The 17573-nt window shown below is 68.5% G+C and carries 19 protein-coding genes; 7 read left to right on the forward strand and 12 right to left on the reverse strand.

Annotation, left to right across the window (positions count from 1 at the left end):
* Nucleotides 1-238 precede the first annotated feature (238 nt).
* From CBM981_RS13315 to CBM981_RS15650, 5 genes are read left to right on the forward strand one after another with little or no spacing between them, the layout of a single operon-like run.
* Complete coding sequence (locus CBM981_RS13315) at nucleotides 239-1399, forward strand: aminotransferase class I/II-fold pyridoxal phosphate-dependent enzyme (RefSeq protein WP_369801702.1); 1161 nt, start codon at nucleotides 239-241, stop codon at nucleotides 1397-1399.
* Nucleotides 1390-2067, forward strand: a complete 678-nt coding sequence (locus CBM981_RS13320; RefSeq protein WP_225867403.1) for an alpha/beta hydrolase — start codon at nucleotides 1390-1392, stop codon at nucleotides 2065-2067. Before CBM981_RS13315 ends, CBM981_RS13320 begins: the two co-directional genes overlap by 10 nt.
* Nucleotides 2049-2831 (forward strand): methyltransferase domain-containing protein, encoded by a 783-nt coding sequence (locus tag CBM981_RS13325; RefSeq protein ID WP_087068794.1) that lies wholly within the window; start codon nucleotides 2049-2051, stop codon nucleotides 2829-2831. The genes CBM981_RS13320 and CBM981_RS13325 overlap by 19 nt, the downstream gene beginning before the upstream one ends.
* On the forward strand, nucleotides 2828-3532 hold the full coding sequence (gene bioD / locus CBM981_RS13330) for a dethiobiotin synthase (protein WP_087068795.1): 705 nt from the start codon (nucleotides 2828-2830) through the stop codon (nucleotides 3530-3532). Before CBM981_RS13325 ends, bioD begins: the two co-directional genes overlap by 4 nt.
* Nucleotides 3529-3684 carry a hypothetical protein gene (locus CBM981_RS15650; protein WP_172820901.1) on the forward strand — a complete coding sequence of 52 codons (156 nt, stop codon included), beginning with the start codon at nucleotides 3529-3531 and terminating at the stop codon, nucleotides 3682-3684. The genes bioD and CBM981_RS15650 overlap by 4 nt, the downstream gene beginning before the upstream one ends.
* A 9-nt stretch (nucleotides 3685-3693) precedes the next feature.
* On the opposite strand, the gene CBM981_RS13335 is transcribed toward CBM981_RS15650, so the two are convergent.
* Together CBM981_RS13335 and CBM981_RS13340 are read right to left on the reverse strand one after the other, a co-directional pair.
* Complete coding sequence (locus tag CBM981_RS13335; protein ID WP_087069444.1) at nucleotides 3694-3960, reverse strand: DUF3143 domain-containing protein; 267 nt, start codon at nucleotides 3958-3960, stop codon at nucleotides 3694-3696.
* Between the two features lie 47 nt (nucleotides 3961-4007).
* Nucleotides 4008-4478 (reverse strand): J domain-containing protein, encoded by a 471-nt coding sequence (locus CBM981_RS13340; RefSeq protein ID WP_087068796.1) that lies wholly within the window; start codon nucleotides 4476-4478, stop codon nucleotides 4008-4010.
* Nucleotides 4479-4526: 48 nt separating this feature from the next.
* Here CBM981_RS13340 and rsmG point away from each other — a divergent pair, with 48 nt between their 5' ends.
* Nucleotides 4527-5303 (forward strand): 16S rRNA (guanine(527)-N(7))-methyltransferase RsmG, encoded by a 777-nt coding sequence (gene rsmG, locus CBM981_RS13345; protein ID WP_087068797.1) that lies wholly within the window; start codon nucleotides 4527-4529, stop codon nucleotides 5301-5303.
* Here rsmG and CBM981_RS13350 read toward each other — a convergent pair.
* From CBM981_RS13350 to CBM981_RS13375, 7 genes are all read right to left on the reverse strand, one after another.
* Nucleotides 5292-6491: an aldo/keto reductase gene (locus tag CBM981_RS13350; protein ID WP_087069445.1), complete on the reverse strand. Its 1200-nt coding sequence runs from the start codon at nucleotides 6489-6491 to the stop codon at nucleotides 5292-5294. The two genes, rsmG and CBM981_RS13350, sit on opposite strands and share 12 nt — an antisense overlap.
* 39 nt (nucleotides 6492-6530) lie before the next feature.
* A complete protein-coding gene (locus CBM981_RS13355; protein ID WP_225867404.1) occupies nucleotides 6531-6971 on the reverse strand; it encodes a ferredoxin in 441 nt (146 codons plus the stop codon).
* Between the two features lie 11 nt (nucleotides 6972-6982).
* On the reverse strand, nucleotides 6983-7372 hold the full coding sequence (locus tag CBM981_RS13360) for a DUF1257 domain-containing protein (protein WP_087068798.1): 390 nt from the start codon (nucleotides 7370-7372) through the stop codon (nucleotides 6983-6985).
* Between the two features lie 4 nt (nucleotides 7373-7376).
* Nucleotides 7377-7583, reverse strand: coding sequence for a DUF2997 domain-containing protein (locus CBM981_RS13365; RefSeq protein ID WP_087068799.1), 207 nt, complete (start codon nucleotides 7581-7583; stop codon nucleotides 7377-7379).
* Nucleotides 7584-7647: 64 nt separating this feature from the next.
* Nucleotides 7648-8481: a HEAT repeat domain-containing protein gene (locus CBM981_RS13370; protein ID WP_369801630.1), complete on the reverse strand. Its 834-nt coding sequence runs from the start codon at nucleotides 8479-8481 to the stop codon at nucleotides 7648-7650.
* Nucleotides 8482-8489: 8 nt separating this feature from the next.
* Entirely contained in the window at nucleotides 8490-8615 is a 126-nt protein-coding gene (locus CBM981_RS16060) for a hypothetical protein (RefSeq protein WP_006909996.1), read from the reverse strand.
* 36 nt (nucleotides 8616-8651) lie between these two features.
* Nucleotides 8652-10421, reverse strand: coding sequence for a sodium:solute symporter family protein (locus CBM981_RS13375; RefSeq protein ID WP_087068800.1), 1770 nt, complete (start codon nucleotides 10419-10421; stop codon nucleotides 8652-8654).
* Nucleotides 10422-10487: 66 nt separating this feature from the next.
* Here CBM981_RS13375 and CBM981_RS13380 point away from each other — a divergent pair, with 66 nt between their 5' ends.
* Entirely contained in the window at nucleotides 10488-11999 is a 1512-nt protein-coding gene (locus tag CBM981_RS13380) for a hypothetical protein (protein WP_087068801.1), read from the forward strand.
* 125 nt (nucleotides 12000-12124) lie between these two features.
* Here the strand turns inward: CBM981_RS13380 and rlmN are convergent, their stop codons facing one another.
* The 3 genes from rlmN to CBM981_RS13395 are packed head-to-tail and all read right to left on the reverse strand — an operon-like array spanning nucleotide 12125 to nucleotide 17534.
* Entirely contained in the window at nucleotides 12125-13210 is a 1086-nt protein-coding gene (rlmN, locus tag CBM981_RS13385; protein ID WP_087068802.1) for a 23S rRNA (adenine(2503)-C(2))-methyltransferase RlmN, read from the reverse strand.
* Nucleotides 13207-13398 carry a high light inducible protein gene (locus CBM981_RS13390; protein ID WP_087068803.1) on the reverse strand — a complete coding sequence of 64 codons (192 nt, stop codon included), beginning with the start codon at nucleotides 13396-13398 and terminating at the stop codon, nucleotides 13207-13209. The genes rlmN and CBM981_RS13390 overlap by 4 nt, the downstream gene beginning before the upstream one ends.
* A gap of 38 nt (nucleotides 13399-13436) precedes the next feature.
* Nucleotides 13437-17534 (reverse strand): DNA-directed RNA polymerase subunit beta', encoded by a 4098-nt coding sequence (locus CBM981_RS13395; protein WP_087068804.1) that lies wholly within the window; start codon nucleotides 17532-17534, stop codon nucleotides 13437-13439.
* Nucleotides 17535-17573: the final 39 nt, after the last annotated feature.

A 17573-nucleotide genomic window follows, 5' to 3' on the forward strand; every position in this document is an offset into this window, starting at 1 on the left:
TTTCCTCCGTGAGCTTTCCTCCGTGAGCGTTCCTCCGTGAGCTGGTCTCCGCGAGCGGCCCCTCCACAGCACCCCCCGGGATTCGGACGGATGACACGCTCCGGCGGGCTCCTGGGCGGTGGAACCGCAGGTCTAATCTCAATCCATCGCAGGTCCCGATCGAGGTGTGGAACGCAGCGGGGGTAGGAAGGAGGGAGGCGATGGGTCGTCCGCTGGGCCATCAAGCTGGCAGCAACAGCTGCGGTGCGCCCTGACGGCCATCCCCACACATCGGCAGCGCCAGCTGAGGCCCCTGTCCCCGCTGGCCGGCCAGCCCCGTTTCATCGATGCGGACCGGTGCATGCTGCTGGATCTGGCCAGTAACGACTACCTGGGCCTGGCTCATCATCCTGAGGTCGTGGAAGCCAGCCAGCGCGCCATTGCCGAACTGGGGGCTGGGGCTGGGGGATCCAGGCTGGTGAGCGGTACGCGCCCCCTGCATCTCCAACTGGAACGGGAGCTGGCTGCCTGGCTGGGGCGCGAGAAGGTGCTGCTCTTCCCCAGCGGATTCCAGGCCAACCTGGCCGCCATCACTGCTCTGGCGGATCGTCGAACGCTGGTGCTGGCGGACAGGCTCGTGCACCACTCCCTGCTCAGCGGAGTGCGGACCAGCCAGGCCCGACTCCAGCGGTACCGGCACAATGACCTGGAGGATCTGTCGACCCGACTGTCCGCCGCACGGCGGGCCTGTCCCCAGCGCAGGCTGCTGGTGCTGAGCGAGAGTCTTTTCTCCATGGAGGGAACCAGCCCGGACGTGGCGGCCCTGGTCGCTGTCTGTTCAGCCCACAGTGCGGCTCTGGTGCTGGACGAGGCCCATGCCCTGGGGGTTCTCGGTCCGGGAGGGCGGGGGCTGGGGTACGGCCATGCCGGAATCGCCCTGATCAGCGGCACGTTCGGCAAGGCCTTCGGCAGCGGTGGTGCCTTCCTCACAGGAGATCCTCTTGCCATGGATTGGCTTCTCCAGAGCAGCGGAGCTTTCCGCTACACCACAGCCCTGGCACCGGCCCTCACGGCGGCGGCTCTGGCTGCGCTGGCGCTTCTTCGAGGCGTGGCGGCACCCGGTGCTGCTCCGGGTGAGCGGCTGCTGGCCCGCTCCCAGCGCTGGCGGGATGCCCTCGAGGCGGCAGGATGGCCCCGACCTCCTGGGAAAGGACCCATCCTGTCTCTGGTCGTGGGCGGGGACATCGCAGCGATGGACCTGCAGCACCAACTGGAAGCGGCAGGCCTGCTGGTGGTGGCGATCCGGCCGCCGACCGTGCCTGATGGCACGGCACGCCTGCGGGTCGTGGTTCGCCAGGATCTGCCTGATGGCAGCTTGCGCCGGTTGTTGCAGGCCCTGGGACCGGCACCATGCAGGTGATCGCCATGCATGGTTGGTGCGGCATCGGACGCGCCTGGGCCCCCATGGCAGAAGCGGCGCGACGCCTCGGCTGGAGCTGGCAGAGCGGCGAGCGGGGCTATGGATCGATCCCCCCCATGGTGCCCGGCTGGCGGGGCGGCTCACCGCGGGTAGTGATCGCCCACTCCCTGGGCCCGCATCTCCTGCCCGCTGCCGTGCTGGAGCAGGCTGACACCGTGGTGCTGCTCGCCAGCTTCGGCCGGTTCGTGCCCGAAGGGGCAGCCGGCCGCCCCGTGCGCAGGGCCCTGGAGGGCATGGAACGGTGCCTGCGGGGCGTGGACCCCACCCCGATGCTGCAGTCCTTTCTGGAACGGGCCGCCGATCCCCAGCCCTGGAGCGCGCTGCCGGAGACGGTCCTGGACGAGCCCCTGCGCCAGCCGGGCCTGCAGCGGCTGCTCCAGGATCTGCAGCTTCTGGCCCACTGCCGCGGCCTGCCGGCCGGATTTCCCGTCGGGGCCCGCTGCCTGATTGTGGAGGCAGGGGCCGACCGGATCGTGGCACCGGAAGCACGGCAGAAGCTGCGCGTGGTCTTGCCCGGCGCGGAGCACCTCCTCCTCCCGGACGCGGGACACGCGCTGCTGGTGCCGGATCTGGGGGAGCGGGTGCTCGGATGGATCGGATCACTCTGAACCCGGCCCACCAGGCTCCGGCCCAACTCCGGGTTGTGGAGGGTTTTGCCCTGCGGGCCAGCCGCTACAACCACCATGCGCGGCTGCAGCGGAGCCTGGCCTGGCGGCTGGCCCATCACAGCCTGGAGCTGCCGCTGCCCAGCGGTCCGATGGCTGATCTGGGGGCGGGCAGTGGACTGGTAGGCCAGGCCCTGCTGCAGCAGGGCTTTCAGGGCAGGCTGCTGCAGGTGGACGCCTGCCCTGCGCTGCTGGCCCACAATCCACTGGCAGCCCGGCACGGTGCCTTGCTCTGGGACCTCAACCAGGGGCTCCCCGCCGAGCTGGGGAATTCCGCCCTGCTGATCTCCAGCTTCGTTCTGCAGTGGCTGGACCGGCCAGCGGAGCGACTGGAGACCTGGTGCCGGCAGCTCGCACCGGGGGGATGGCTGCTTCTGGCTGTTCCCACCGCGGGAAGCTTCCCCCAGTGGACCGGGGCCGCCCGGGCCGCCGGGGTTCGCTGCACCCGCTGGCCGTTGCCCAGCAGCCACGGCCTGACGGCCATGGCTGCTGGGCAACTCGAGATTCACCTGCTGCGGCGGCTTCACTTCAGCCTGACGTACGCCGATGGCCTCGCCTTCCTGCAGCAGCTCAAGGAGCTGGGGGCAGGCACCAGCCGTCAACCCCCGTTGGCCCCCCAGGAACTGCGGCGGCTGCTGCAGCATTGGCCCAGCTCTGGGTTGGTGACGTGGAACGTGCTGCTGCTGATCGGCCAGAAGCTCCCGTGACCCCCACGCCGCCCGTGAAGTTGGTGGTCTGCGGCACCGACACCGATGTGGGCAAGACCGTGGTGAGCGCCTGGCTGGTGCAGGGGCTCGGGGCGCACTACTGGAAGCCGGTGCAGAGCGGGCTGGATGGCGGTGGCGATGCGGGCCGGGTGCAGGCCCTGCTGGACCTGCCCGCCGGTCGCCTCTGTCCCGAGGCCTACCGGCTGCGGGAACCCGCTTCCCCCCACTGGGCGGCGGAACTCGAGGGAGTGCGGATCGATCCCGGGCGTCTGGCGCTGCCATCCGTGCCTGGGCCCCTGGTGGTGGAAACCGCCGGCGGCCTGCTGGTGCCCCTGCGGCGGGACTGGCTGCAGATCGAGCAACTGCAGCAATGGCAACTGCCGGTGGTGCTGGTGGCCCGCAGCGGCCTGGGCACCCTCAACCACACCCTGCTGTCCCTGGAGGCACTGAGCCGGCGCGAGATCACCGTGCTGGGCCTGATTCTGAACGGTCCGGCCCATCCCGACAATCCACGCACCCTGACCGAGCTGGGCGGCGTGCCCCTGATCGGCCATCTGCCTCCCCTGCCGAACCTCCTTGCCAGCGCCCTCCAGGCGGAATGGCAACGCCAGCGGATCGCCCATAGATTGCAGACGCTGATCACAGCCCGGCAACCGGGAGGATGGCGATGCAGCGACGCCGATCGGCCCGCAGATCCATGATCAGCCGCAACTCCCTGGTGAGTGTGATCCTCGTGCTGGTGTGCGGCGCGATCCTCTCGATCTTCACCGACGTGGAACTCAGGCTGGTGGAGTGGTTGAACTGTGGCCCGCAGGCCCCGGCGGACGAGCAGCGCAGCGGGGTGTGCCGCTGATCCCTGGGGTCACGGTCCCGCCAGGATCGCCGCCTCCACATCGGCGCGGGAGAGTCCGTAGGGGAACTGGCGAACACATTCCTGCCCATCCGCCTGCCAGCTCACCTTGAGGTCCTCCACCTCCAGCTCGATGCTCGCGCTCCAGCAGGGGCGGTGCAGATCCCAGAGGCAGGGGTCGGACGGCCGGCGGCTGGCTCCGAGATGGAGCAGCCAGGCCTCCAGGGCCGGCAGGGGGTGGTTGTAGAGGGGGGTGGTCTCGGGGGGGAGAGCGGACATGCGAAGCAGCAGGACTGGTGGGAGAGGGAGCCGCAGGCTGGCAGAGTTCAGCCCGGGGGCCACCAGCTGGGCAGGCGAGCCAGCTCCATCCCCCTGGCCAGGGCCAGGCCCACCCCCAGCACCAGGCTGAGCACAAGGGCGAGGGCCAGCAGCAGCAGGGCCAGCCACTCCCCTCCGGAGAGGGAACGGCGCCCCGACATCGGGCGTCCGGGCGTCACGGTCTGGGGCGCCGGCAAGGGATCGGCAGGCAGAGCCGTCTGGAGGCGGACCGGGGCCATGGCCCGAAGCAGCTCAGCGTCGTAGCGGCGGCGGCTTTCCGGGTTGCTCAGCACGGCGTAGGCCTGCTTGAGCCGCTGGAAGGCCTCGGCGGCCTCCTCCACGGGAAGGGAGGTGGTGTCCGGGTGGTAGAGCTTGCTGAGGCTGCGGAACGCCTGCCGCAACTCCTCCGGGCTGGCCGAGGAGGGCAACTGCAGCAGCGTGTAGTGGCTGGGGCTGGCGCCGAAGGGTGGCAACGGCACAGGGACCGGGCTGCGAGATCCTAAGGATGCCTCTCCCGACATCGAACGATGGCGTCCGCCACCGGATCCCGGGCTGCCGACGGAGTCAGCCGCGGTCAGCTCTGGGCGGCCCTGGGCTGGCAACCCAGCTCCGTCCAGGAAGAGCAGCTGGAGCGGCTGCAGGAGCAACTGCGGCACTGGAACAGCCGGCTCAACCTCACCCGGCTGGTGGACGGTGACGACTACTGGATCGCCCAGGTGTTCGACAGCCTCTGGCCGCTCGTGCCGCTGCTGACCAACCGCGGATCCAGCAGCGAGCCGCTTCAGCTGATCGATGTGGGAACCGGCTGCGGCTTCCCGGGCCTGGCGGTGGCCGTGGCACTCCCCCAGGCCCACCTCACCCTGGTGGACTCGGTGGGACGCAAACTGGAGGCCGTGGGGGCGATGGCGGAGGCTCTGGGGCTGGGGGACAGGGTGACCCTGCACTGCGAGCGGGCGGAACGCACCGGCCGCAGGCCGGATGGCCGTGGCCGGTTCGACTGGGCGCTGGCGCGGGCCGTCGCCAGTGCCCCGGTCGTTGCCGAGTACCTCATTCCGCTGCTGAAGCCCGAGGGAATGGCCCTGCTCTACCGCGGCCAGTGGACTGCCGCCGACCGGCAGGATCTGGAACGGGCCTGCAAGCCCCTCCTGGCTCGGGTGGTCGCAGTGGACCAGCGGCATCTTCCGGGAGGACGGGGCTGCCGTCATGCCGTGGTTCTCAGCCCGGCGGGGCCCTGCCCCGGGGTCTATCCCCGGGCGGTGGGCGTTCCCGCCAGGCAACCCCTTGGCACCAGGTCAGGACGCTGAACTGAGCCGTTGCACGGCGTGGCCGCCCACCCTCTCCCGCAGACGCCTGAGGAGAGCGGGAATCTCCCTGCGCCAGGGACTGTGCCGCAGGGCGCGATCCAGGCTCCCCTCGCTCACCACCGCATCGAGAACGTCGGCGTTGGCGCCGGGGAACCAGTGACCACCGTTGCCAAGCAGGCCGTAGCGCGCCCGCGCGAAGCCTTCCAGATCCCAGGCCTCCAGCAGGTTGTGGAGCCAGAGCAGGACAGGCAGATTGAGCTCACCTGGGGTGTCCTGCCAATCGGGCAGCCCCTCACGCCAGCTGGAAAGCCATTGCCTCCCCAGGGCTTCCTCCCGGGCTGTCTCCAGGCGCTCCAGCACGGGCGGCAGCAGGGCGGGCGCCTGATCCAGCAGCCCCACGGCTTCGAGGTGAAGCTCCAGGTCAGCCGGACGGGCGGCGCCGACGGAGATGGTGTGGATGCCCTCGGCCGCCAGGCAGAACAGGTCGTTGAACACGATCGGGTGCAACGGCGCGCACAACTCGATCAGGCGGGCTGACGGCGTGTGCAGATGCCCGCCCTTGTCCGTGGGACTGATCACGAACACACCCATGTCATGGGCCATCGCCCGATCGATGGCGGGCCGGTTGTCCTGGCGAATGAAATACCAGTGCAGATTGACGTAATCGAAGGCATCGGAGGCGATGGCCTCCTCGATCAGGCTGAGGCTGGCATGGGTGGAGAAGCCCACATGGCCGATCCGCCCCTGGCGCTGCCACTGCCGCACCACGGCCAGACAACCTCCAGGCCGGAGGGTGGCCTCGAGGTGTTCGGGCCGATTGATGCCGTGAATGGCCAGCAGGTCCACACGCTCCACACCCAGCCGCTGGAAGCTGAGGCTGAGTTCAGCCTCGAACGCCCGGGCATCCGCCTGGGGAGGCACCTTGGTCTGCAGTATCCGGTTTGGATCGGCAAGGTCATGGAGCAGCCAGCCCAGCTGCCGCTCCGAGCTGCCGTAGTGGCGGGCCGTTTCCAGATGGTGAAGCCCGGCTGCCCTGGCCTCCTCCAGCGTGGCGCGGAGGTTGGCCTGACTCTCGGCCGTGATCTGGTCGGGGGGCAGGTCGGTCCAGCTCTGCTGGAACCGCATCCCGCCGAGGGAGAGCACCGGCATGGCCAGCTCGGTGCGCCCGAAGCGACGGGTGGGAATCATGGCCATGGGGAAGCAGCGGGAACGGGCGTCCGGCCCCTGTCACTGCGAAGGCGTGGGGGCGGAACGACGGGGCAGGGTGCGCTTGACCCTGGCGGGGCTGGGAAACCCCAGGGGCTGGAGGTCCTGCTGGGCCAGCTGATCGGCCAGGGCAGGCAGCTCTTCGTAAGCCACCCAGTGGATGCAGTCCACCGGGCAGGTGTCGATCGCCTCCTGAATGAGCGCCGTGCTGTCTCCGTCCTGGCGGATGGCCCGGGATCGCCCCCAGCGCTCCTCCACCAGGAATGTATTGGCCGCCACGTGGGCGCAGTAGCGGCAGCCGATGCACACCGCTTCATCCACCCAGACAGCCTGCTCGCGCAGGGCACCGGCCAGCACAGGCTCCAGTCCGGTGGGGGAGGGGGCGGCGAGGGAAGCGGCGTCACGGAAGGCGAGGGCCGGATCCACCGCCTGCATGGCCAGGGAGCCGGGCTCCGGCGCCATCCCGGTCACACTCAGCTCCAGCGGGTCACCACCAGCTCGATGCTGCCATCGACCTGGTCGATCTGCTCACTCACCTGGAAACCTTCGTCGTCGGTGGCGGCGAGGATGGTGCGCAGGGCGTAGCGCTGGGTCAGCTGGGCCAGAAAGCGCTCGATCGGCACCCGCTGGGACCAGAGGTCGAGGTCGGTGACGAGTTCGTAGGAGCCGGTGGCGGGGTTGAGGCGAAAGCCGATGTCGGCGCCGTTGGGCTGGGCGATGGCCATGTGAGCCAGTTCGGTCTGCCCCCGGTAACCGCGCACCGGAAGCTCGCCTTCCCGGGGATCGTGGCCAAGATCCTGGAGGGCGGCCAGCAGGGCCTCGCGATCGCGCAGTTCGGTCTTGACGGTGCTGAAGTGGGACATGACCTCAAGAGAGCTGGGTGGTCTGGGATTGGGACTGACGCCGGATGGCGGGCTGGAAGGACTCCGCGGTGCTGCTCCGCTGCAGAACGGAGCCAAGGCGAGCCTCGATCCGCTCGGTGAGCTGCTCGCAGGCAAGGCCCTGGATTCCCTCCACCAGCTCCTCGACCCGACCATCGGGCCGGATGCGGAAACGGATGGATTCCTGTGCCATCCCAGACCCTGGCGGAATGGGCGGATGCTAGCCGTGATCGGCGGGTGCTGTGTTGCAGCGTGGTTCAGGCCAGCAGGCCCTCATCCACCAGGGTCTGCAGCCGCTCCAGCACCTCCGGCTGCTCCAGCTGCTCGAGGGCCAGGCGGGCCTCATCGCGCACCCCGGATTCGGCGTCGTGCAGCATGGCGTGGAGCAGGGATTCCACCACGTCCCGCTGGCGGGGTTCGACGAGATCGGGGTAGAGGCGCCCGAGCCCCCAGGCGCTGTTGCTGCGCACGGCGGGCTCACTGTCGATGCGGAGGCTGAGCAGCAACTGGGCTGCGGCGGGGTCTGCCTTGGCGGGCCCCGTGCCGCCGGCATCCGCCAGGGAGCTCGCCGCCCAGAGACGCACCGCGGCGATGTCCACCTGGAGGGCCCGGATCAGGGGATTGAGCACCGGAGCATCGGGGTAGTTCCCCAGACTCCAGGCGACCGCCTTGCGGACGTAGCCGTTGTCGTCGCCGCCCAGCAGGCTGAGGAGGGGGGCCACGGCCTGGGGACTGGGGTTGCGGCCGAGGGCGTACACCGCACTCATGCGGAGGATCGGACAGCTGGCGGACAGCAGGGGCAGCAGCAGGGGCACCGCGCGGGGGTCCCGGTGTTCGCAGAAGATGCGCAACCCCTGCATCCGCTGCTCGTGCGGACCCTGGAGCAGGCTGAGGCCGAGATCGCACTCCGCTGCCACATCGACACTGGAGGCATCGGCTCCATCGATCTCATCGAGAGGGTCCCCCAGCAGTTCCTGGGCCAGCTCCTGGGCCAGAACCTCCGGATCGAGGTACAGCTCCTGGGGGCTTTCGGGATAGGGACCAGGAGGCCCGGGCTGCTCAGGCGGGGGGTCGGGGGGCGGAACACTCACGACGCCGCTCAAGCCATCGGAGCAGGGGCGGCCATGTCGCCCGGAAGCCAGATCCGGGCACTCACCGCCAGCAGGGCCAGGGCGAACAGCAGCACGATGGCCGCCGGCAGCAGGGTGGAGCGAAAGAATTGCACTGTCGTGGAGAGGGGGGCCGTTCGCCACCGCCATCATCACCCCTGCAGGGTCTGGCCCAGGGCGCGACGCAAACCGGCCTGCAACTGAGGCAGCTGGCGCAGCGCCACCGCCCCCAGCACGGCCGTGACCAGCCCACCCCATCCCCAGAGCGGCAGCTTCAGCAGGAAGCCGCCCAGCCCCAACAGGGCGCCGAACAGGACCGCACAGCTGAACATCAGCTGGGCCACCAGGTCGAGCAGGCTCTCCTGGGGCTCCACGCCGGTGCGCTGACGCCACAGACGCCAGCCCGGTCCGGCAGGGCGCACCTGGCGGACGAACCGCTCCAGCACCGGGGCTGATTCGGGTGGGGTGGCATACATCACCACCACCCAGAGCAGGGCGGTGATCCCCGTGGTGAAGAGCAGACGCTCGCCGTAGTCGTCGATGCGCACCATGGGCAGCACCGAGGTGCCGAAGCCCACGACGAAGCCGCCCACCATCGCCGCCAGCTCCGCAGCCGCGTTGACCCTCCACCAGAACCAGCGCAGCACCAGCACCACGCCGGGCCCGGTGCCGATGGCGATCACCAGCCGGAACACGGTGCCGATGCTGGTGCTCACCAGGGCGGTGAGCACCCCGAGCACCACCAGCAGAACGGAGGCCAGCTGGCCCACCAGCAGCAGCTCCCGCTGGGACGCAGCCGGACGCATGAAGCGCTGGTAGAGGTCGTGGGTGAGGTAACTCGCCCCCCAATTCACCGCCGTGCTCACGGTGCTCATGAACGCCGCCACGAGGGACACCACCACCAGGCCCAGGGCCACCGGGGGCAGCAGCCGCACCGCCAGCAGGGGATAGCTCTGTTCCCAGTCGGTCTGGTCGGGCAGCAGCACCACGGCGGCCAGGGCCACCAGGATCCAGGGCCAGCTGCGCAGCAGGTAGTTCACCCCGAGGAACACCCAGCTGGCCACCCGGGCTTCACGCTCATTGCGGGTGGCGAGCAGCCGCTGGATGAACTCGCCGCCACCGTCGCTGCGCCGGAAGCTCCACCACTGCAGGGCGATGTAGGCGCTGAAGGTGGAGATCGAGATCCCGGCACTGTCGATCCAGCGCAGCTGGCCGTCCTGGAGCTGCCACGGCACCAGGGAGAGGAGTTCGGGCCGCTCCAGCGCCCGCAGGCTGGCCAGCAGGGCATCCATCCCGCCCGCGGCCTGAACGGCGGCCACGGCCACGGCCGTGGCGCCCGCCAGGGCCAGCACCAGCTGCACCATGTCCGTGACCACCACGGCCCAGAGCCCCCCGGCGGCCGTGTACACCAGCACCAAGACCCCCACGATCGCCAGCAGGGTGAACCGGGCCTGGGGGGTGGGGGCCAGGCCCAGGGCTTCGCTCACCTTGGCCATGGCCAGGAAGGCGTAGCCGATGCCGATGCAGTTGATCGGCAGGGCGAACAGGAACGCCTTGATGCCCCGCAGCCAGGCCGCCGTGGCACCGCCGTAGCGCAGCTCGGTGAAGGCCGCATCGGTGAGCACACCGCTGCGGCGCCACAACGGCGCGAACACCACCGCCATGGCCACATGGGCCACACCGAAACTCCACCACTCCCAGTTGCCGGCCAGACCGCGGACCCCCACCAGGCCCGCCACGTACAGAGGGGTGTCCACTGAAAACGTTGTGGCGGCCATGGAGGCGCCCGCCAGCCAACCGCTGAGGCGCCGGCCGGCCACGAAGTAATCGGCCTCGTCGCGGTTGCGACGGGCCAGCCAGAGGCCCAGCATCAGGCTGGCCACCAGGTAGCCGATCAGGATCAGCCAATCGATCGTGTGCAACAGGTGGGCTGCCGTTGGGCGCAGTATGAAGGCGTGATCCGAACCACGGCCGACCACACCTGAGCGATGCAGAACAGCTTCTTCGCCGACTCGCTCGACCAGGACACCGTCAGGGAGCGGATCCTTGCGCTGGAGCAGGGACGCGTGGGGTTCTACAGCATCGGTCTGTACCCCGCTTCACTGGCCTACAACAGCGCGATGCACGGGGGCGGTGACCGGCTGATGCTGGCCCCGCGCCCCGGCCGCTCCCTGTTCGGGGCCTTCTCCCCGAAGGACCTCTCGGGCATGGACCCGACCCACGTGGCCACCATGGAACGGATGGTGCGCCACGAGCGGGAGGGCCGCTGGGAGCAGAACACCCTGCAGGACCTGATCGAATCCTGCGATCTGGTGATGCTGACGGCCAACAGCAACCACATCGAACAGGATCTGCATGAGGCCTGTGAACTGCGCCGCGAACTCGATCGGGAACAGGTGGTGCTGGCCTGCCTGGCGGGGTCCTTCAGCCACGACCCGCTGCGCAACGATTCCTACGTGCTGTGCGAGCGGCAGCCGAACCTGGCCTTCTTCTCGGGCTTCCACCGCCACGGGGCGCTGCGGGATCCCGTGGACAGCTTCACGGCCAACTTCTGCCATCCGAACGCCATCACCGCCCTGCTGGGGGCCCGGCTGCTGGATCGCCTCTCTCCCAACATTCAGGTGTCACCGGGAGTCCACAACGTGGAAGCCCAGTACATCAAAGCCGCCAAGAACATCTCCTCGATCTTCGCCGGCTTCGGCTACGGCTTCCACGCCGAAAACACGGGCATTCTGCCCACCCTGCTGACGCTGCTGCTGGACCAGTGCCTCGACCAGGCCTCCTCGGTCTCGATGCGCCGCCGCGACCGGCAGCGGCTCTACGGGCGCCAGCCCTTTCCGCTCACCGAGCTGGGTTACGGCGTGCAGCGGATCGAGGCCACCCTCAGCCGCGGCGGTGACATGGAGAAAGTGCGGGATCACACCTTCACCCAGCTCACGGCGATGGTGGCCGATGTGCGGGGCAGCATGATGCTCCCGGTCTGCGGCAGGCCCACCCGCAACTTCCAGGCCGGACAGATCCTCGCGGAGGGCATGCGACGGCTGGGGCGCTGCCCCAACGACGTGGACGAATTCGAGCACTGGTGTGAGCAGGCGGGTGTGAAGAAGGGAGGCCTGGAAGGGCTCAAGGCCCTGCGCTACTGGCCCCAGATCCTTCTGAACTATGGAATCCAGGTGCACGACGCCTCCATGGTGAACCTGCTCTACATGGCCATCTTCGGCAAGAGCGACACCAAAGCGATCGCCTTTCGGGTGATGACCGAGAGCCGGGAGCTTTCCAACTACTGCCAGGAGTCGGTCAGACCCTCCCACAGCCGGCGCTATTCCGAGGCCCTGCAGACCCTGGACCGCCCCGAATCCCTGACGCTGCTGGCCAATGCCGTGATCGCCGACAATGCCCGGCGTGCCATCCCCGACGACAGCAACCTCGATGAGGCCGGATCCAGCGAGGAGACACCGGCTTACCTCAAAGCCATGAATGTGATCGAGAATGTGTGGTGATCCCAGGCGTTCAGGGGATCCAGCCGGTTGGCCGGTGTCCCGGCAGCCCATCCGGCCGGCCCCTGGCTCAGCCGTCTGGCTGGGGAGTGCAGAGCGCTGCCAGGGCTGATTCGAGGCTGATTCGATCAGCCACCGGCCTGCGCAACCGCCTGGTGACGCCTGCGCAGCTGCCCGCAGGCCGCATCCGCATCAAGACCACGGCTGGCCCGCACGCTGACGGCCGTGCGGGACGCGCGCAAGGCCTGACGAAAGGCCTCGACGGTCGCAGGGGAGGGGCGCTTGAAATCTTCCTCCTCGATGGGGTTGTAGGGAATGAGATTGACGTGACTCTGAAACCCCCGCAGCAACCGGGCGAGTGCGGTGGCGTGGTGGGTCTGGTCATTCAGTCCCCCAAGCAGGATGTACTCGAAGCTCACGCGCCGTCCCGTGATCGCCACGTAGCGGCGGCAGTCGTCCAGGAGCGCTTCGATCGGGTAGGCCCGCGCCGTGGGGATGAGGTTCTCACGCAGGCTCTGGTTGGGCGCATGCAGGCTCACGGCCAGGGTGAACTGGGCGCGGCCGAGGCGCTGAAGGGCCCGCTCCGCCAGGGTCGGGAGCGTATGGGGCACACCCACGGTGCTCACCGTGATCTGCCGCTGAGCCATTCCGAGGTCCTCACAGAGGCAGCCGATGGCGTCCAGGACGGCATCGACATTCAGCAGAGGCTCCCCCATGCCCATGAACACCACGTGGCTGGGGCGCTCCCCCATCACCTCACGGACGCTCAGGACCTGGTCGACGATCTCATGCACCGCGAGCGAGCGCTGCAGCCCCCCCTTGCCGGTGGCGCAGAAGCGGCAGGCCATGGGGCATCCCACCTGACTGCTCACACACACCGTGAGCCGTCCGGGGGCAGGGATTCCGACCGCTTCGAGGCTGAGGCCATCGGCAGTGGCCAGCAGCAGTTTGGTGGTTCCATCCCGGGCCACGCTGCGCTGAAGCTCGCGGGAACGCCCCAGCCAGTCGGACGCTCCCTTCGGGGGATCAGCCTGGAGTTGCTGGCGCCAGGCTTTCGGCAGCACCGTGAGCTGATCCAGGCTGCGGGCCCCCTTGGCGTAGAGGCCGTCGTGAATCTGGCGGCCACGAAAGGCCGGCTGTCCGTGCTGGATCGCCCAGGTCTCCAGGGCAGACAGGTTCTGCCCGAGCAGGGGGAGGGTCGCCCCTGCGGTCATGACCAGATCAGCAGCCCATGGCCGAGCCACCACTCCACGGCCACCAGCGCCACAAAGCCCAGCATGGCCAGCCGGCCATTCAGCCGTTCGGTATGGGGATGGAATCCGTAGCGGGGCAGCCGCCGCAGGGGCACAGGGGTACCCAGGGCGGTCAGCGGCCGCTGCTTTGTGGAGGACGAAGAGGACATGGCACCATCATGGCGATCGTGGGCTGGAGGGTGGAGGCTCACTCGTCGCTGAGCAGCCCCTCCTCCTGCAGACCCTCAAGGGCAGCGGGATCCGCCACCAGTTCCTCCTCCAGACCCTCCTCCAGGGTGGGGCGGGTGAAGGCGGCCGTGGTGCTGGCGCTGGCCTCGAGGCCGTGGCGGCTGCGGGTGGCTTCGAGATCCTCCTCGGAAGGATCGTCCAGCACAGCGGTCTGGGCCGCGGGGGCTGGGGTCTCCACCGTGTAGTCAGGCCTCAGATTCTGCATGCGGCGGTAGCCCATGCCGTCCTCCTCGAGGATGTCGGGATGCGGACCGGCCTCGGCCCGCAGCTCCTCCTCGAAGCCGCTGAAGCCCGTGCCGGCAGGGATCAGGCGGCCGATGATCACGTTCTCCTTGAGGCCCCGCAGCCAGTCGCTCTTGCCCTCGATGGCCGCTTCGGTGAGCACCCGGGTGGTCTCCTGGAACGACGCGGCGGAGATGAAGCTGTCGGTGTTGAGGGAGGCCTTGGTGATGCCCAGCAGCACCGGCGTGAACTCGGCGGGGGCTCCGCCCGTGATCGCCATGGCGCTGTTCACCTGCTCCACCTGACGCAGCTCGATCAGCTCACCGGGCAGCAGGGTGGTATCGCCGGCGTCCTCGATGCGCACCTTGCTGGTCATCTGACGCACAATCACCTCGATGTGCTTGTCGTCGATCGACACGCCCTGGCTCTTGTAGACGTTCTGCACTTCCTGCACCATGCGGAACTGCAGCTTGGAGATCGACTCCTGGGCAGCTTCCAGGGTGGGTTTGCGGTTGCGCAGATCCTCGAAGTAGCACTCGAGCAGCTCGTGGGGGTTGATCGGACCATCGGTGAGCGACTCGCCAGCGCGCACCTGCTGGCCGTCGCTCACCATCACGGTGCGTCCCAGGAGGATGGGGTAGTCCGTGATGACGTCATCGGTCTCGATCACGGTGACGGTGATGGCATCGTCGTCCTCACCCTGCTTGATCTCCACGGTGCCGGCCTTGCGGCAGAGCACTGCTGAGTCGCGCGGGCGCCGGGCTTCGAGCAGTTCCTCAATCCGCGGCAGACCCTGCACGATGTCCCCGGTCTTCTGCCGCTCGAACACCAGCAGCGCCAGGCCGTCGCCCCGCTGCACCAGCTCACCGTCCCGCACGTGGAGGACGGAATCGGGCGACACCATGTAGGGACGGCCCAGGCGGACCGTGACCGTGGACCCCTCGATCGCCTCCACCTGGCCGCAGCACGGCGATGGCTGCCCTTCGGCCAGGAGGTCGCCGTCCACCAGACGCTGATCCACAGCCACCAGCGGCGACGCCGCGCCGAGGTCGATCTGGCGGGTGTCGACATCGCGCTCCACGATCAGGCGGCGGATGGGCTCCCCATCGGTCTGATCGGGAAGCTGGACGACACCGTCCTCCTTGCAGAGGATCTGGGTGGTGGCCACCACATCGCCCTTCTTGACCGTGTCACCGTCCTGCACCTGCAGATCGGTGTGGGTGGAGCCGTGGCTGGCATCGGAGAGGGTGTCCCGCCGCACCAGCAGGGTTTCCAGGATCGTGAGCTGCAGCCGTTCGATCGTCTTGGCGCGCTTGTCCGGCACAGCTTCCACATCCACCGTCATCTGGGGAGTGGTGTCGAAGGTTTCCAGGATCAGCTGCGTACGCAGCAGCTCCACCCCTTCCACACTCTTGATCAGCTCGCCGTCCTTGAACGCCAGGCGCTGCGTGGCCTTCAGCCCCATCGAGGGTCCGCCGGACTGCTTGACGGAGCTGAGCTCAGGCAGGTGAGCCGCATCGGGGATGGCGTATTCCTCCACCGGGCGCAGGAGCAGGGCACCGCCCTCGGGGGTATCCACCGCCTCCACGAAGGTCATCGCTTCAGCCTTGAGCCCCTTGGCGATGTCCTCGCCGGGCATCACCATCCGCCCCTCGGAAAACTTGCCCAGGGTCTTGCTGTCGGCGACGAGGTGCAGCACACCGGAACGCACAATGATTTCGCGAAGAATGTCGTTCTTCTGCGTCACTGTCACGATGCCAGCGGTCTGGCTGAAGATGTCCTTGACAACCTCGGTGCCAGCTTCGATCCACTGGCCATCGTTGATCATCAACAGGGAGATGTCCTTGTTGATCTCGTGGGTTTCCTGGGGGATCCACAGCAGGGTGCCCCCCTTGCTCACCTCGTAGCCGTTCTTGGCACTGCGGGCTTTCTTGATGGCCAGGCCGGGGGCGAACTTCACCAGGCCGCCGGTCTGGGTGCGGAAGCGATCGTCGGCCAATTCGGCAATCACTTCGCCACTGCCGATCTTGCTGCCCGGCGCCGTATTGAGGCGGTAGCGGATGCCCTCTTTGCCCTCAAGATGCCAGATCTCCCCGGAGTGGGTGGATTCACCCACGAGCTTGCAGTCCTTCAGGGTGAGGCTGGTGGTGACGATCTGCACTTCGCGGGAATCACCGGCACTCTCCCGCAGGCGCACGGCGCCGCCGTACTCGGAGACCAGGCGGCTCTCCGCCAGCACATCACCTGTGGTGACAGGCGTGTTGCCCTTCACCACCGGCAGGGCGTTGGGGGGCAGGTTGTACACATCGCCGGCGAACACCCACATCCGCCCCAGGCGGGTGGCCTTGTGGGTGATGTTGCCCTGGCGGTCGGTGACCTCCTTGGGCTGGATGCCATCCTCGTAGCGCACCTGGCCGGCCAGGTCGCAGATCACATCCTTGGTGGCCTTCTCCACGCTCTTCTTGACCTCCGCACCCGCCGAGATCTGAGCCAGCACCGTGTCCGCCGGCACGGTGTCGCCATCGGCCACGAACAGGATGGAGCCCTTGGTGATCGTGAGCTTCTGGGGCTTGTCCTTGCCCGTGGGCTTGAGGTGCAGCTGGAAATCGGTTTCGGCGATCTGGGCGTTGACCCCGTGGGAGGTGCGGAAGGCCCGCACCCGGGACTTCGGCCCGAACTCCACGACACCGTGGATGAGGGAGCGCACCACCCCGGTTTCGGCGGTGGACACACCACCGGTGTGGAAGGTGCGCATGGTGAGCTGGGTACCCGGTTCACCGATCGACTGGGCGGCCACGATGCCCACCGCTTCGCCGAGATCCACCAGCTCGTTGTGGGCCAGGGCCCAGCCGTAGCACTTGCGGCAGACCGAACGGGAGGCTTCGCAGGTGAGGGGCGAGCGCACATGGACGGTCGTCACCCCGCTCGCCTCGATGCGGCGCGAGAGGGGCAGGTCGATCTCGCCATTGCGATCCACCAGCACCGCGCCATCGGCGTCGAGCACGGGCTCGGCGGCCAGGCGGCCCACCAGTTTGCTGCCGAACCGCCCCCGCTCATCGGCATCGATGGGGATGGAGCGGGTGGTGCCGCAGTCGTCCTCGCGGACGATCACGTCCTGGGCCACGTCCACCAGGCGCCGGGTGAGATAGCCGGAGTCGGCGGTACGCAGCGCCGTGTCCACCAGGCCCTTGCGGGCGCCGTAGGAGGAGATCACGTACTCGGTGACCGTGAGGCCCTCACGGAAGTTGGTGCGGATCGGCAGGTCGATGATCTCGCCCTGGGGGTTGGCCATCAGGCCGCGCATGCCCACCAGCTGCCGCACCTGGGACATGTTGCCCCGGGCGCCGGAGTTGGCCATCATCCAGACCGAATTGAGGGGATCGTTCTCGTTGAAGTTGCGGCGGACTGCCGCCACGAGCCGCTCGTTGGTTTCGGTCCAGGTGTCGATCACCTTGGTGTGGCGCTCCACCTCGGTGATCTCACCCAGCCGGTAACGCTCCTCGGTTTCGGTGATCTGCTCTTCGGCCTCGGCCAGCAGCGACGCCTTGTCGCCCGGGATGCGCAGATCGTCCACGGAAATGGACACGGCCGCCTGGGTGGCGTAGTGGAAGCCGAGGTCCTTGAGCTCATCGGCCATCGAGGCCGTGGCCGCGGTGCCGTGGTGCTTGTAGGCCCAGGCCACCAGGTTGCGGAGAGCCTTCTTGTCGATCACCCGGTTCCGGAAGGGCGGGGCTTCACGGGTGAGCGCCGGGGTGACAGGAGCAGAGGTCTCGAGGCCGGCTTCAGCAGCGGCTTTCTTGGACGACTTGGTCTTCTTGGAGGGGGTGGCGGTCATGGCAGCGCGCTGGTGAAAGGTCGGAACTGGGAGGAGACG

Source organism: Cyanobium sp. NIES-981, from assembly GCF_900088535.1.
Lineage (GTDB): Bacteria > Cyanobacteriota > Cyanobacteriia > PCC-6307 > Cyanobiaceae > NIES-981.

Excerpts from the sequence above, each read along its gene's own strand:
- CBM981_RS13350 (WP_087069445.1), bottom strand. The coding sequence starts at position 6,491 with ATGATTCCCACCCGTCGCTTCGGGCGCACCGAGCTGGCCATGCCGGTG.
- rsmG (WP_087068797.1), top strand. The coding sequence starts at position 4,527 with ATGGCGTCCGCCACCGGATCCCGGGCTGCCGACGGAGTCAGCCGCGGT.
- CBM981_RS13390 (WP_087068803.1), bottom strand. The coding sequence starts at position 13,398 with ATGTCCTCTTCGTCCTCCACAAAGCAGCGGCCGCTGACCGCCCTGGGT.
- CBM981_RS13380 (WP_087068801.1), top strand. The coding sequence starts at position 10,488 with ATGCAGAACAGCTTCTTCGCCGACTCGCTCGACCAGGACACCGTCAGG.
- CBM981_RS13355 (WP_225867404.1), bottom strand. The coding sequence starts at position 6,971 with ATGGCGCCGGAGCCCGGCTCCCTGGCCATGCAGGCGGTGGATCCGGCC.
- CBM981_RS13395 (WP_087068804.1), bottom strand. The coding sequence starts at position 17,534 with ATGACCGCCACCCCCTCCAAGAAGACCAAGTCGTCCAAGAAAGCCGCT.
- CBM981_RS13325 (WP_087068794.1), top strand. The coding sequence starts at position 2,049 with ATGGATCGGATCACTCTGAACCCGGCCCACCAGGCTCCGGCCCAACTC.
- CBM981_RS13320 (WP_225867403.1), top strand. The coding sequence starts at position 1,390 with ATGCAGGTGATCGCCATGCATGGTTGGTGCGGCATCGGACGCGCCTGG.
- CBM981_RS13365 (WP_087068799.1), bottom strand. The coding sequence starts at position 7,583 with ATGGCACAGGAATCCATCCGTTTCCGCATCCGGCCCGATGGTCGGGTC.
- CBM981_RS13360 (WP_087068798.1), bottom strand. The coding sequence starts at position 7,372 with ATGTCCCACTTCAGCACCGTCAAGACCGAACTGCGCGATCGCGAGGCC.
- rlmN (WP_087068802.1), bottom strand. The coding sequence starts at position 13,210 with ATGACCGCAGGGGCGACCCTCCCCCTGCTCGGGCAGAACCTGTCTGCC.
- CBM981_RS15650 (WP_172820901.1), top strand. The coding sequence starts at position 3,529 with ATGATCAGCCGCAACTCCCTGGTGAGTGTGATCCTCGTGCTGGTGTGC.
- CBM981_RS13335 (WP_087069444.1), bottom strand. The coding sequence starts at position 3,960 with ATGTCCGCTCTCCCCCCCGAGACCACCCCCCTCTACAACCACCCCCTG.